This is a genomic window from Ruegeria sp. K5 (genome assembly GCF_056531805.1).
Genome location: NZ_JBQFML010000001.1, coordinates 460391 through 474066, shown reverse-complemented (window position 1 = coordinate 474066; position 13676 = coordinate 460391). Strand labels below are relative to the sequence as shown.

The window sequence follows — 13676 nt, the reverse complement described above, 5'->3', positions numbered from 1 at the left end:
CCATCCATTAGTCTTTGCGCAAACGATAATCGAACGGGATTGAGGGGCATTTATGGGTCTTGTTTTTCGCTGGCTGGTGCGTATCGCCTCGGGTCTGATCCTGTTGGTGCTTGCCGCGATCGGGCTGGTCTATTTTCTGGCCAGCCAGTCCCTGCCCGAATACGATCAAACCCTTGAGGTTCAAGGCTTAACCGCCCCGGTTGAAATCATTCGCGACACTGCAAACGTCCCGCATATCATTGGCGAAACCGACCCGGATGTGTTCTACGGTCTGGGCTATGCCCATGCACAGGATCGCCTGTGGCAGATGACCGTCATGCGCCGCACTGCGCAGGGCCGTTTGTCCGAGGTTTTTGGCGCTCGGACGGTGCCAATCGACAAGCTGTTGCGCCGGCTCGACCTCTATGGTTTGGCCCATCGGTCGGTTGACGCGCAGGACGATTACACAAAGGCCGCGTTGCGCGCCTATGCCGCTGGCGTCAACGCCCGCCTGACACAGATCAACGAAGAGGCTTTGGGCCGTGGTGCGCCCGAGATGTTTCTGTTCAACGCGCCCGTGTCGCCCTGGCAACCGGGCGACAGCCTTGCGGTGATCAAGCTGATGGGGCTGCAATTGTCGGGCCATTTGCAGGATGAGGTTCTGCGCGCGCGCACATCCCTGATGCTGAACGACCCCGCGCGCCTTTCCGACATTCTGCCAGACGTCCCCGGCCCCGGCATCGCCGCCCTGCCGGAATATGCCGCGCTGTTCCCCGGCCTGCCCCGCTATGCAGCCGGAACAGACATGCCGGACACGCCCCTGTCGCCGTTCCCCAAACGCGGGCTTGCGGGCGCGTCGAACGCGTGGGCCGCAGCACCCACCCGATCTGCCAGTGGTGGAACGCTATTGGCCAATGACCCGCATCTGGGCTTCACTGCGCCCGGTGTGTGGTATCTGGCGCATCTCGGGCTGGCCAATGGCGGCGTGATCGGCGCGACAATACCCGGCATTCCTGCCGTCATGAGCGGACGCAGCGACCGGTTGGGCTGGGGCCTGACATCCTCGTATCTGGACGACCAGGACCTGCATATCGAGCAGTTGAACCCCGACAATCCCGAAGAATACCTGACCCCAGACGGCTACAAGGAATTCCGCACCCGCCCCTCGATCATCGAGATCAAGGATGAAGCCCCCATTACCCTGACCCTGCGCTGGACCGAGAATGGTCCGGTTCTGCCCGGCAGCCATTACGATCTGGAAACGATCACGCCACCCGGTCATGTGGTTTCCCTGTCCTGGACCGCGCTCAGCCCGAACGACACGTCGATGAGCGCGTCGATGGGTTTGATGAACGTGAACACCGTGCGGGAAGCTCTTGAGGTTGGAGAGAAATTTATCGCTCCGTCGCAAAACCTTTCACTGGTCGATGGGGACACGATCGGCATGAAACTGATCGGCGCCATGCCGCAACGCAACCTGCGAAACCAGAGCAAGGGCCGTATCCCGACTCCCGGCTGGATTGACGCCAACCGCTGGCAGGGCCGCCTGCCTTATGCCAACAACCCCGAATTCGTGGCCCCCATAGGCGGCCTGCTAGGCAACACCAACAACAAGATCATCGACCGCCCCTTTCCCAACCATGTCTCGTACGAATGGGGCGACACCCAGCGCGTTCATCGCTGGGAACGCCTGATGCAATCGCGAGAGGTCCACACCCGCGACAGCTTTATCGAGGCGCAGCTTGACACTGTCAGCTTCACCGCCCGGTCGCTGCTGCCGCTGATCGGGGCTGATCTGTGGTTTACCGGCGCGTCAGCCCCCGAAGGCACACCCGAGCGCCAACGCGAGATCGCCTTGTCTCTGCTGGCAGAATGGAACGGCGAGATGAACGAGCATCTGCCCGAACCCCTGATCTACGCCGCCTGGCTGCGCGCGTTGCAGATCCGCCTGATCGCGGATGAACTTGGCCCGCTGGCCAGCGAGTTCAAGCATGTGGAACCCTTGTTCATCGAACGGGTTTATCGCGACATCGATGGTGCCTCGGTCTGGTGCGACGTCCGCCAAAGCGCGCCGGTGGAAACCTGCACCGACATGGCCCGGCTGGCGCTGGATGACGCGCTGATCTGGATCTCCGAGAATTACGGCTCGGCCCTGGAATCGCTGCGTTGGGGCGACGCGCATCAGGCCACGCATGATCATCCGGTTCTGGGACAGGTCCCGGTCCTGCGCTATTTCGTGAACATCCGGCAATCGACCAGCGGCGGTGACAACACGCTGCTGCGCGGGCGCACCTCGGGCGAAGGGCCGGATCCGTTCCAGAATGTCCACGGCGCGGGTTATCGCGGCGTTTATGATTTCGCTGACCCCGACAGCTCGGTCTTTATCACGGCCACCGGTCAGTCAGGGCATTTCCTGTCGCGCTACTATGACGATCAGGCCCAACTGTGGCGGCGCGGAGAATATATCCCCATGTCACTCGACATCGATCTGGCGCGGGCCGCCGCCGTCGGTGTGACCACTCTGATTCCGCGATAATCCGCCCGGTCGGCGAGTCCCCGCCCTATAATGCAAGGCACCGTGGCACCCCTGCCCGGTTTCGCCTACCATCCCCCTACCGACTATGTGGGACCAAGGGGGCGATCATGGCCAGTATTCGGGACGTCCTGAACAATCTTGCGCGCGACTACGCCATTGCCTGGAGTTCCGGTGATGCCGATGCTGTCGCCAGCTATTTTGCGCCGGACTGTCAGATGACCATCAACGGCGGCACGCCGCTGGAAGGCCGCGAGGCAATAGCCGCGATGGCGCGCGATCTGTACGCGGAACTCCCCGATCTGGACCTGCGCTGCGATATGCTGCGATGGGCCGGAACCCACGCCCTGTTCGTCTGGACGCTGGAGGGCAACCACGCGCAAACCGGCAACCCGGTCGTGACCCGCGGGTGGGAGGAATGGGAGTTAGACACCAACCACAAGGTGCGATCCTCATCCTGGTGGTTTGACCTGGCCGAGTATCAAAGGCAGGTCGGTCGCGACTGAGCCTTACAGCCCGGCGAACTGAGCCGCCTGTTTGTCGGTCCAAAGTACGGTGATTGCGAAACCATCCTCGGTCTGTTCTTCGGATCGGACCACATCCTGCCGGAACAGCCAGGCGCGTTTGTTGCCCTCGGAAAACCCAAGGGACAGAGTGACCTGATGGCGGACGCCCTGCAGTTTCGTGGCGATTTCCGCCAGCAGCGGGTCAATCCCATCCCCCGTCACGGCCGAGATCGCAAAGATCGCAGGATCCCGATCCGCGCGGGCCAGTGTCGCCTCGCGTTCATCAAGGTCCAGCAGGTCGGTTTTGTTCCAGACCTCCAACATCGGGCGTTCATCATCGACCCCCAATGAGGTCAGAATGGCCTGCACATCCTCGGCCTGCGCCTGCGATTCCTCATGGCTGATGTCGCGCACATGCACGATCAGATCGGCGCCCAGCACCTCTTCCAGCGTGGCGCGGAAGGCAGCGACCAGTTCGGTGGGCAGGTTCGAGATAAAGCCCACCGTGTCCGACAGGATCACCTCGGGGCCATCAGGCAGAACAACGCGGCGCATGGTTGGGTCCAGCGTGGCAAACAGCATGTCCTTGGCCATGACTTCGGCCCCGGTCAAGCGGTTGAACAGCGTGGATTTGCCTGCGTTGGTGTAACCCACAAGCGCCACAATCGGATACGGCACCTTGGCCCGCGCCGCACGGTGCAGCGTGCGCGTCTTGACCACCTTCTGCAACTGACGCCGCAGACGGACCAGTTGTTCATCAATCGCGCGTCGGTCGGCCTCGATCTGCGTTTCACCCGGACCACCGACAAAGCCCAATCCGCCGCGCTGACGTTCCAGGTGGGTCCAGGCCCGCACCAGCCGCGTCCGCTGATAGCTGAGCGCTGCCATTTCGACCTGCAACACACCTTCTCGGGTGCGAGCACGATCACTGAAAATCTCCAGAATCAATCCGGTCCGGTCGAGGATTTTGACCTTCCACGCCTTTTCCAGGTTGCGCTGCTGGACCGGGGTCACCGGACCGTCGATCAGCACCAGCTCGACCTCGGCGTCATGCAGCCGTTCGGCCAGCTCCTCGATCTTGCCGCTGCCGAACAGCAATCCGGGCTGGGCGCGTTGCAGGCGCACGATCTCGGACCCGACCACATCCAGATCGGGCAATGCGGCAGCCAGTGCCACCGCTTCTTCCAGCGCCGGTTCGGGGACACGGCGCTGTTCATCTGACTTGATTTCAGGATGCAGCACCCAGGCCCGGGTGCGCCTCCGTTCATGTTCCATCAAGAGGCGTCTTCGCCCTCATACAGGCTGATCGGCTGCGATGGCATGATCGTCGAAATCGCGTGTTTGTAGACCAGTTGCGACTGTCCGTCGCGGCGCAGTAGCACGCAGAAATTGTCGAACCAGGTGATCACACCCTGCAATTTTACACCATTGATCAGGAAAATCGTGACCGGGACTTTTGCTTTCCGTACATTGTTCAGGAACGCGTCCTGAAGATTCTGTCTGTCCGAAGCCATATTTTGTTATCTCGCCGTTGTTCTTGCTACGCGCTGCGGACCAACGCGCTCCCTCTGGCAGAGTATGGAGTGCTGCGCCCAGATATTCCAGATGAAAAATCAGGCAGTAATGCCAAGACTCAACATTGGCCTAATCCCGCCACAGCGATGGGGTGATCAGGGCGATGATTGCCAGCGTCTCAAGCCGCCCGATCACCATCGCGGCGCACAGCGTCAGTTTGGCCCCACCCGACAGGTCGATCAGCCGGATCGGGACATCCGTGGCCAACTCGATCAGCGGGCCGGTCGTGCTGAGCGCGGCAACGCTAAGGACCATCGCCTGTTCGAACCCCGACCCCATCATGGCCAGCAGCAGGTTGAACACCGCAAGCGTCAGGGCAAACAGCATCAGGAAGATCCAGGCGATAAACGCGCCGTCGCTTTGGATGCGTCGATTACCGCCATCGGCCCCGCTGACCGAGGAGGGGTGGATCAGCCGGTCAATTTCGCGCGCGCCATTCAGGTACAACGCAAAGACCCGCAACAATTTCACGCCGCCTGCCGTGGTGGCGACGCCGCCGCCGACCAGCGCAAGGCCCATCAGAATCAGACCGGGCGTTCCCAGCCCCGAAAGCTGTTGCGCATCATTCCAGTTGGCGCTTTCAAACCCGGCAGTTGTCAGAAAGGACAGGCCAGTGAACAGCATGCCCCAGATGACATGCAGCGCCTGCAAGGGCTGAAGTTGCCCGCCAATTTCGTTAACCCCGGCCCAAACGCGGAAAAACAGCAGAGCAGCAACCGCGAGTACGATCAGCAGGCCGATCCGAAACTCGGGGTCTTTGTCCAGCCGCGAAAAGCCGCTTGTCGCCGTATCCGCCGAGAATGTCAGGCGGGACAAGGCAAAGAACAGGAACAGAAGCAAAATTGCCTCACCGGTGATCCCGGCCTGTGCCCCCTCAAGCCCGCCGACCGGCGAAATGCCCGAGGTCGCCATGACCGACATCGCGTGACAGATGGCGGTCAGGCCTTGCTCTCCGGCGATCAGCAGCAGGATACAGATCACGGCCGTCAAACCGGCATAGACCGGGGTCAGCGTGCGTGTCACCCGGATCAGGCGGCCGCGTGGGTCAACCGTCTCACTTTGGGCCACGCCCGAGACGGGGCGCCCCGGCTGGCCCTTTGCGGTCACTTCGAACCCGCCCAGCGACAGGGGGGCCAGGATCGCCGCCGCCGAAATCCACATCAGCAGACCGCCCATCCAGCCCACCATCGCCCGCCACAAATGCAGCGGCGCGCTCAGTCGATCAGGGTTGGGAAACAGATCCGCACCTGTTGTGGTCAGGGCGCTGACCATGTCGAAATAGGCGTTCAGAAACGTGGTGTTGCCAAGCGCCTCGTGAAACGGGATGGCCAGAAAGAGCGGCAGGACCGTGAAACACCCCAACAGCACCGCCAGCTGCCCCAAAGTGCCCCGCCGCGGCACCCGGTTTGAGGATGCAAGGGAAATGGTCGCCACCAGAAACAGCCCCAAAAGACCGGAATACAGAAAAGCGCGCGAGGTATCGTGATCATCCAGCACCAGCGCAAAGACCGCCGGCACCCACATCGAGATCGAAACGCATCCCCAGATCAGCAAAAACAGCGGCAACCGCCGCAATAGCCCGACCTGTTGTGGTTTCACACGCGCCATCAGAAGAAATCGATCGAGACCTGCATCAGCCGCTCAACCTCGGGCACGTCCTTGGCCATGGCAAAAATCGCAACAACGTCCTTTTCGTCGATCCGCAGGCTGCCCGTGGGGCGCAATACATCATCCCCTTTGCGGACGGCCCCCACCAAAACACCTTCGGGAAAGTCGATATCACGCAGTCTTTGACCGGCCATGGGCGAGGTTGACAGAACCTCGGCCTCGATCACCTCGGCCTCGGCATCGCCAATCGAATAGACCTGCCGCACGCGCCCATGGCGGATATGACGCAGGATCGAACTGACCGTCGTGGCGCGCGGGTTGATATAGGCGTCAATGCCCAGCGGACCCATCAGGGCGACCATGCTGGGGTCGTTGATCAAGGCAATCGCCAGCGCGCAGCCTTCGGCCTTGGCCCGCACGGCGGCCAGCATGTTGGTACGATCATCATCCGTGACCGCCAGCATCGCATCGGCGCGGTCAATGCCTGCCTCACTCAGCAACGCGGAATCCAAGCCGTCGCCGTGCAATACAATTGTCCGCTCTAGCGCTTCGGCAGCTTTTTCGGCGCATTGGCGATCCCGCTCGATAATCTTCGCCCTGACCCGACCCTCGCGTTCTTCCAGCGTGCGGGCGACCTCAAGGCCCACATTGCCGCCGCCCACAAGCACCACACGGTCCTGTCGTTTTTGCGACTTGCCGAACACCTCCATCGTGCGGTCGACGTCATTTACGCTTGTGAAGACATAGCATTCGTCGCCCACAAACAGTTGGTCCTCGGATTCAGGAGCAAACAAGGTGCCCTCGCGCCGGACCCCGACAACAATCGAACTGAGGGTCGAAAACAGGTCGGTCAACTGGCGCAACGGGGTGTTCACGATGGGGCAATCCTCATCCACTCGAATGCCCAGAAGCTGCGCCTTACCATCCATGAACAGTTCGGTGTCAAAGGCCGCCGGGGCCGACAATCGGCGCATGGCGGCGGCGGCAACCTCACGTTCAGGGCTGATGACCACGTCAATGGGCAAGTGATCGCGGCGGAACAGGTCGGAATGGATCGCCTGCAAATAGGATTTCGACCGCAAACGCGCGATCTTGCGCTGGATCGAGAACACCGAATGCGCCATCTGACAGGTGACCATATTCACCTCGTCCGAGTGGGTCGCGGCGATGATCATATCCGCATCCCGCGCCCCGGCCCGGTCCAGAACATCCGGATAGCTGGCAAAGCCTGCGATGCCCTGCACGTCCAGCGTTTCGGTCGCGCGGCGCACCAGATCAGGGTTGTTGTCCACCACGGTGACGTCGTTAAGCTCGCCCGAAAGGTGCCGTGCAATCTGCCAGCCAACCTGACCCGCACCGCAAATGATGACCTTCATGTTCCTGGCCCTTCTGCCTGAAATCTTTGAATGACAGATGGCCCGATAGGGGTCAATCGAATTGTCTTAACTGTTGGTCTGGGGCAAGATAAGCACATGAAAACACTTGTTGCCCTGTTGGTTCCCCTGATGGCGCTTGGCGCCTGTGGCCCCCTGTCTTTGTATTACCGCGAGGGTGAAAGCGTCTCGCGCATGCAGACGGAAACGACCCAGTGTCAGGTTCAGGCCCTCAAGGATGCGCCGGTTGCCAACCAGATCCGGCAAAGCCCGCCGGTCTATTGGCCCGGTCGGACCTATTGCGACGGGCGCGGCAGGTGCTATCGCTCACCCGGATGGTGGGAGCCGGGAAATGTCTATACGGTGGACGTCAACAAACCCCTACGCAACAAGGTCGAGGCGCAGTGCATGGCCCAGAAAGGCTACCGCCCGGTCAGCCTGCCGCCCTGCAAATCGGGCGTGAAATCCAGCGTGCCGCTTGCCCGCACAACCACCCTGCCCCCGCTGACCACGCAATCCTGTTTCGTCAAATTCGATGACGGATCATTCCAGATCATCTCGCCCGGTCAATCAGGTTGAACCTTGCGCCGCGCGTCGGCGGGACAAGGCCAGATGCGCAAAAATGGCTAATGCGTAGATACCAATCACGGTGACCAGCATCCCGGCCTCATCAACCCGCCACAGAACGGCCAGCAAAACCGGCGTGCCCAGCAGGTTGCCCGCGTTGCCCATCTGCGCCATGGCCCCGTAGCTGAGCGCCTGCGTCTCGGCGGTTTGGTTCAGGATCGGCACGGCGGCAAAACTGCCCCCTTGCACAAGGCCCAGAACCGCAAACAGCAGGACGCAGACAACTTCCAGCGGCAGGCCGAGGAAACCGCCGGCAATGGACAGAATACCCAGCCCAAACCCCAGATTGATCACCGCGACACACGGCATCACGTTCAACAAAAATGGCACGGCCACCCAGCTGAGCACGATCCCCGCCAGCGGCATCAGCCCGGCAATCTGACCGCTTGTTTCCTCGGGCAGACGGCCCGGCAGGATGGCCAGCAAGGACACAAAGGTCAGCGTGTAAAAGAACCACCCAAAGGCCGGCGCGGACACGAAAGGCGACCGGTAGGTGCGCAGATGGACGTGCAGCACCTCGCTCCACCGCCACGGCACCGTTGGCGAGGCAGGTTGCACGGGCAACCGTGTTATCAGGATCAACGCCGCGACTCCGATCATCAGAAAACCGTGCAGCAGGAAGAACGCGGTCAGGCCAAACCGCTCGATCAAAGGCAGCCCGAGCCACGCGTTCAGCGCAAAGGCGACGCCAAAGAAAGTGCTCCACAGCACCATGGCCATGGTCCGCGCCTTGCCGCTGGTGATCTGCGCGATCAGCGTTGGGGCGGCGACGACGATTGCCAGATGCGACAGACCCTCGACAAACCGGCTGGCCAACATGACGTAAAACCCGGGCCATGTTGCCTGAAACACTGAAATCGCACCCCCAAGACACAGGCCGAAAGTCAGCAGCTTCAAAGGCCCCACCCGACCCACGATTGCCCCGGACACGGCCCCCAGCACGGCACCGAGCAGGCTGATGATCGACAGCAGCCATCCCAACGTATCCGCGTGATCGGGATACAGCTGCAAAAGCTGGGGGAAAGGCACCGCGATCTTGGCAAACTGCGTCGCCGCGCCCAGCCCGGCCAGCCAGAGCAGAAGGACCTGAAATGCTTGTCTCATACGCCGCTTCTACAGCGCCCAGTCAGACCACGGAACGCATAAATTATGCGGCCCTAATGTCTGGATCCACTGACAAGGCGCACCGGTGTTCCGTCCGACAGATACAGACGTTCCCAGATGATCTCTCCGGCGCTGATGCGAATGCGGTCATGGACGGCCTCAGACGTCTGAAACGCCTTTGGCGCAGGCGTGTGCATGTCCCACCAGCCGTCGGCGTCCAGTTCGGCCTCGGCCTGCTGAATTTCCTCGGTTGCGAATTGCCAGAGTGATACGCCCAGCAGAGCGTTTTGGCTGGTCTTCCAATCCCGTGCCCGGCTGGCGGAATAGGCAAGGCATTTATGGCTGGCCTCTTCGACCAGATGCAGACAGTCGGACGAGGTCATGACCAGCCGCCGCAAGGCGCTGTCATCCGCACGTGCAGGCCCTAGCGCGGCAAACACAGCCTGCTGAGTGTCCGGCGGCGGGGTTTGCCCGCCCCGCTCCCACCTTGAGACGGTCGCCTGATCCACCTGCAGCAACTCGGCCAGATGAGATTGTTTGTACCCGACCGACCGGCGCAACCGTTTCAGGCGTTTGCCAAAGCCGGGGTACCCGCGTGTTTCAAGCCTGTTCCCTGATGTCAGAACGCTCATGGCCAGCACAGCCTTTCCGGTACATCACTCCGCCGGTTCCGGCTCATCGATTTGCGCCACGCGCGCACCGGATTTGTTCGAGGTCACAACCCCCAGCGATTTCAGCTTGCGGTGCAGCGCGCTGCGCTCCATCCCAACAAAGCTGGCGGTGCGGCTGATATTGCCGCCGAAGCGATTGATCTGGGTCAGCAGATATTCACGCTCGAACGCTTCACGCGCTTCACGCAAAGGCAAGGTCGCCAGCGCACCGGACAGGACAACACGGCCCGACTCTTCGGCCTTATCCTCGTCGCTCGGCAATTCACGAGCCTCAATCGGCCCGGTGCCATCGCCCAAAATTAGCACCCGTTCGATCAGGTTCTTCAACTGGCGCACATTGCCCGGCCAAGTCATGGTTTGCAGCAGCGCCACGGCCTCTTCCGACAATTCGCGGATCGGCAGACCTTGGGTTTCGTTGCACATTTCGATGAAGTGCTGGGCCAGAACCGGAATATCCTCGCGCCGGTCTTCCAGCGACGGCACCGCAATCGGCACCACGTTCAGGCGGTGATACAATTCCTCCCGGAACCGTTCGGCTGCGATCTCGTCGTCCAGGTCCTTGTTCGTAGACGAGATCACGCGCAAATCGACCCGCACCTTGTCGCTGCCGCCAACCCGCTGGAATTGCTGATCGACCAGCACCCGCAGGATTTTCGACTGCGTGCCCAGCGGCATATCGGCGACCTCATCAAAGTAGATCACACCGCCATGGGCTTCTTCCAGCAAGCCCGATTCCACCCCGCGTTCCGAGGATTCGCGGCCAAACAGAACCTCTTCGACCCGCTCCGGCTCGATCCCGGCGCAGTTGACGGTCACAAACGGCGCGTTGGCGCGGTTGGAATGGGCGTGGATATAGCGCGCGGCGATCTCCTTGCCCGACCCGGCCGGACCGCTCAGCATCACGCGACCGTTCGACTTGGTGACCTTGTCCAATTGGCCCTGCATCGCCCGGAACGAGGCCGATTTGCCGATCATGTCCGAATTGCTGACCTCTTTGCGTTTCAGCGAGGCATTCTCGCGGCGCAGGCGCGAGGTTTCCATCGCGCGGCGGATCACCACCATCAGTTGGTCGATGTTAAAGGGCTTCTCGATAAAGTCATACGCGCCCTGCTTGATCGCGGCGACCGCGATCTCGATATTGCCGTGACCCGAAATGATCACCACCGGCACATCCGGGTTGTCGCGTTTGACCGCCTTCAGAATATCGATGCCGTCCATCCGACTGTCTTTCAGCCAGATATCCAGGATCAACAGCCCTGGCGGTTCGGCATTGATCGACGACATGCACTCGTCCGAGTTTGCCGCCAGCCTTGTGGAATAGCCTTCGTCCTCCAGAATGTCGGACACCAGCTCGCGAATATCGCGTTCGTCATCTACGATCAGAATGTCGCTCATCTTTGGCCTGCTTTCAGTTTGTTGGTTTTAATCGCCTGCTTCTGTGGCGCTGAATTGGTGGGCAGATTCGCCCCCGGCAAACGGATCACGGCCATCGCGCCAAAATGGTCCTGTCCGTCGAATACGGGCGCGTCTTCAAGCGTCAGCGCTCCGCCATGTTCCTCGATAATTTTCTTGACGATGGGCAGGCCCAGCCCGGTCCCTTCGTCGCGTGTGGTCACATAAGGTTCAAACAACCGCGCCCGGTCTTCGGGCAGACCGATACCGTTGTCCGCAATGGTGATGATCGTACCCGCGTCATCGTCGGAAACGGCCACCTTGATCTGTGGCTTCAGGTTTGCAGGCGCACCTTTTTCCTTCAAGGTATCAATGGCTTCGCCTGCGTTCTTGATCAGGTTTGTGAGCGCCTGATTGAGCATGGTCGCATCCAGATCCGCCGCGATTGGTTGATTAGGCAGATCCGCATCGATCTGCACGTTGGGCTGCCCGGCCTGCTGCAGCAACACAGCCTCGCGCACCAAGGCGACAACGTCTTCCTCACGCCGTTCCGGCTCGGGCATACGTGCGAATTTCGAAAACTCGTCCACAATCCGCCGCAAGTCATTGGTCTGGCGCACAATCACGTCGGTCATCGACTCGAGGCTATCGCAATCCTCTTCGTCCAGCTTGCGCGAGAATTTGCGTTTGATCCGCTCAGCGCTCAGCTGGATCGGGGTCAGCGGGTTCTTGATCTCGTGCGCGATCCGCCGGGCCACGTCGCCCCACGCCGCCATCCGCTGGGCGCTGACCAGATCGGTGACGTCATCAAAGGCCACAACATAGCCTTCAAGCCCGCCATCCTCACCCCGCCGCGTGGCCATCCGGACCAGCAGGTTCTCCAACTGCCCCTTGCGGGTCACCTTGATTTCGCCCTGCACAGCCTCTTGCCCGCTGTCCTTCAAGCTCTCGAACAGAGGCAAAAACTCAGGCACCGCAATACCGATGGCCAGATGCTGTTCGCCACGCGACCAATCCAGCAACCGTTCGGCTGAACGGTTAACGAAGGTCACGCACCCATCAGGGTCCACTCCGACAACGCCCGATGTCACCGAGCTTAGCACCGAGTCGAACAGGCGGCGGCGGCTTTCGATCTGACGTGTGTTCTCCAGCAACGTGTCGCGCTGGCCCTTCAACTGTCGGGTCATCTGGTTGAAATACCGCCCCAGCATGGCGATTTCGTCGTCGCTGGCCTCTTCGATCACCTGAACGCTCAGGTCGCCCGCGCCGACGCGCTGCGCGGCGGTTGTCAGGCGTCCCACGGGGCGCGAGAGACGCTCGGCAAACCACATGCCCAGGGACATGGCTGCAAGGATCAGGATCAGCGCAAAGCCCAGATACAAAAGGCCAAATTCGAACAGCACCCGTCCCCGTTCGCTTTCGAGCTGTTGGTAGAACTGCGCCGTTTCCTTGGTGTCGTCCAGCAGGGTCAGCAACTGGCCGTCCACTTCGCGACTGACATAGAGATACCGGTCCAGATAGGCCTGCAAGGGCACCAGCGCGCGGAATTCGTTGTTTTCCCAATCGGCGATGATCAAAAGGCCATTATCCGTTGCCTCGATCATCTGCTCGGGCGTCGGGGCTTCGTAGTTGAACAGGTAAGACCGATCCCCGCGCGAGCGGATCTCACCACTGCCATCGATCACATAGGCCTCGCGCAGGCCGCGCTGGATCTGAGATTGCCCTTGCGCCAGAACCTCGCGCAGTTCAGCGTCCGAGATGTAGAAATCGCGTGATCGGGCATTGTCGAGATACAGCGCCAGAACAGCCGCGTCCTGTGTCAGCCCTTGGCGGTGTTCAAGCTCATACGCTTCGGCTGCGGTCAGGGATGAGCCGACAACCTGCCGCACACGGTCCGAGAACCAGCCCTCAAGGCCGATATTCACCGTCAGCCCGGCAAAGATCGCAACTGTCACCGTGGGCACCAGCGCCAATAGCGTAAACGCCCCGATCAGACGCAAATGCAGGCGAGAGCCTGCCGATTTCGCCCGTCGCGCCGCGATCAGGCTGCCCAACTGGCTCAGCACAAGGGCCGCGACAACCAGCACGTAAACCAGATCTGCAAGAAGAATCAGACGCAATGTCGGGGCGGTCGCCCCCAGATCAAACGGACCAATGACAAGATAGGTTGCAAGCGCCAAGGCAGGTCCTAGAAGAACCAGCCCCAAGGTGCCGAAATTGCGCAGTTTTCGGGATTTTCGCCATCGACTAATCGATGGGATCATCCCGCTCTGTGCTCGGGTTGCCACCGTCTGCCCTCATTCTGATG

At 61.1% G+C, this 13676-nt stretch carries 11 protein-coding genes; 3 read left to right on the top strand and 8 right to left on the bottom strand.

Annotation, left to right across the window (positions count from 1 at the left end):
- Window positions 1-52: 52 nt before the first annotated feature.
- Both ACR0MO_RS02455 and ACR0MO_RS02450 read left to right on the top strand, forming a co-directional pair.
- On the top strand, window positions 53-2515 hold the full coding sequence (locus ACR0MO_RS02455) for a penicillin acylase family protein (protein WP_480780654.1): 2463 nt from the start codon (window positions 53-55) through the stop codon (window positions 2513-2515).
- A 107-nt stretch (window positions 2516-2622) separates the two neighbouring features.
- Window positions 2623-3018, top strand: a complete 396-nt coding sequence (locus tag ACR0MO_RS02450; protein ID WP_170450264.1) for a nuclear transport factor 2 family protein — start codon at window positions 2623-2625, stop codon at window positions 3016-3018.
- Between the two features lie 3 nt (window positions 3019-3021).
- Here the strand turns inward: ACR0MO_RS02450 and hflX are convergent, their stop codons facing one another.
- From hflX to trkA, 4 genes are all read right to left on the bottom strand, one after another.
- Window positions 3022-4293, bottom strand: coding sequence for a GTPase HflX (gene hflX, locus ACR0MO_RS02445; protein WP_170450263.1), 1272 nt, complete (start codon window positions 4291-4293; stop codon window positions 3022-3024).
- Window positions 4293-4532, bottom strand: coding sequence for an RNA chaperone Hfq (gene hfq / locus ACR0MO_RS02440; protein WP_010440340.1), 240 nt, complete (start codon window positions 4530-4532; stop codon window positions 4293-4295). Before hfq ends, hflX begins: the two co-directional genes overlap by 1 nt.
- A 130-nt stretch (window positions 4533-4662) precedes the next feature.
- Window positions 4663-6201 carry a TrkH family potassium uptake protein gene (locus tag ACR0MO_RS02435; RefSeq protein WP_170450261.1) on the bottom strand — a complete coding sequence of 513 codons (1539 nt, stop codon included), beginning with the start codon at window positions 6199-6201 and terminating at the stop codon, window positions 4663-4665.
- Window positions 6201-7577, bottom strand: a complete 1377-nt coding sequence (gene trkA / locus ACR0MO_RS02430) for a Trk system potassium transporter TrkA (protein ID WP_170518960.1) — start codon at window positions 7575-7577, stop codon at window positions 6201-6203. The genes ACR0MO_RS02435 and trkA overlap by 1 nt, the downstream gene beginning before the upstream one ends.
- 96 nt (window positions 7578-7673) lie before the next feature.
- Here trkA and ACR0MO_RS02425 point away from each other — a divergent pair, with 96 nt between their 5' ends.
- On the top strand, window positions 7674-8153 hold the full coding sequence (locus tag ACR0MO_RS02425) for a hypothetical protein (protein ID WP_170450257.1): 480 nt from the start codon (window positions 7674-7676) through the stop codon (window positions 8151-8153).
- On the opposite strand, the gene ACR0MO_RS02420 is transcribed toward ACR0MO_RS02425, so the two are convergent.
- Genes ACR0MO_RS02420 through ACR0MO_RS02405 form a run of 4 tightly spaced genes read right to left on the bottom strand, consistent with a single transcriptional unit; the run spans window position 8145 to window position 13632 of the window.
- A complete protein-coding gene (locus tag ACR0MO_RS02420) occupies window positions 8145-9305 on the bottom strand; it encodes an MFS transporter (protein WP_480889528.1) in 1161 nt (386 codons plus the stop codon). The genes ACR0MO_RS02425 and ACR0MO_RS02420 overlap by 9 nt on opposite strands.
- A 53-nt stretch (window positions 9306-9358) precedes the next feature.
- Window positions 9359-9937, bottom strand: a complete 579-nt coding sequence (locus tag ACR0MO_RS02415; RefSeq protein WP_170450253.1) for a helix-turn-helix domain-containing protein — start codon at window positions 9935-9937, stop codon at window positions 9359-9361.
- Window positions 9938-9961: 24 nt separating this feature from the next.
- Window positions 9962-11371 (bottom strand): nitrogen assimilation response regulator NtrX, encoded by a 1410-nt coding sequence (gene ntrX / locus ACR0MO_RS02410; RefSeq protein ID WP_170450251.1) that lies wholly within the window; start codon window positions 11369-11371, stop codon window positions 9962-9964.
- Window positions 11368-13632: a sensor histidine kinase NtrY-like gene (locus ACR0MO_RS02405; RefSeq protein WP_480780695.1), complete on the bottom strand. Its 2265-nt coding sequence runs from the start codon at window positions 13630-13632 to the stop codon at window positions 11368-11370. The genes ntrX and ACR0MO_RS02405 overlap by 4 nt, the downstream gene beginning before the upstream one ends.
- Window positions 13633-13676: the final 44 nt, after the last annotated feature.

Bases quoted from the DNA above. Each gene is read 5' to 3' on its own strand.
- ACR0MO_RS02455 (WP_480780654.1), top strand. From the start codon at position 53: ATGGGTCTTGTTTTTCGCTGGCTGGTGCGTATCGCCTCGGGTCTGATC.
- ACR0MO_RS02450 (WP_170450264.1), top strand. From the start codon at position 2,623: ATGGCCAGTATTCGGGACGTCCTGAACAATCTTGCGCGCGACTACGCC.
- hflX (WP_170450263.1), bottom strand. From the start codon at position 4,293: ATGGAACATGAACGGAGGCGCACCCGGGCCTGGGTGCTGCATCCTGAA.
- hfq (WP_010440340.1), bottom strand. From the start codon at position 4,532: ATGGCTTCGGACAGACAGAATCTTCAGGACGCGTTCCTGAACAATGTA.
- ACR0MO_RS02435 (WP_170450261.1), bottom strand. From the start codon at position 6,201: ATGGCGCGTGTGAAACCACAACAGGTCGGGCTATTGCGGCGGTTGCCG.
- trkA (WP_170518960.1), bottom strand. From the start codon at position 7,577: ATGAAGGTCATCATTTGCGGTGCGGGTCAGGTTGGCTGGCAGATTGCA.
- ACR0MO_RS02425 (WP_170450257.1), top strand. From the start codon at position 7,674: ATGAAAACACTTGTTGCCCTGTTGGTTCCCCTGATGGCGCTTGGCGCC.
- ACR0MO_RS02420 (WP_480889528.1), bottom strand. From the start codon at position 9,305: ATGAGACAAGCATTTCAGGTCCTTCTGCTCTGGCTGGCCGGGCTGGGC.
- ACR0MO_RS02415 (WP_170450253.1), bottom strand. From the start codon at position 9,937: ATGAGCGTTCTGACATCAGGGAACAGGCTTGAAACACGCGGGTACCCC.
- ntrX (WP_170450251.1), bottom strand. From the start codon at position 11,371: ATGAGCGACATTCTGATCGTAGATGACGAACGCGATATTCGCGAGCTG.
- ACR0MO_RS02405 (WP_480780695.1), bottom strand. From the start codon at position 13,632: ATGATCCCATCGATTAGTCGATGGCGAAAATCCCGAAAACTGCGCAAT.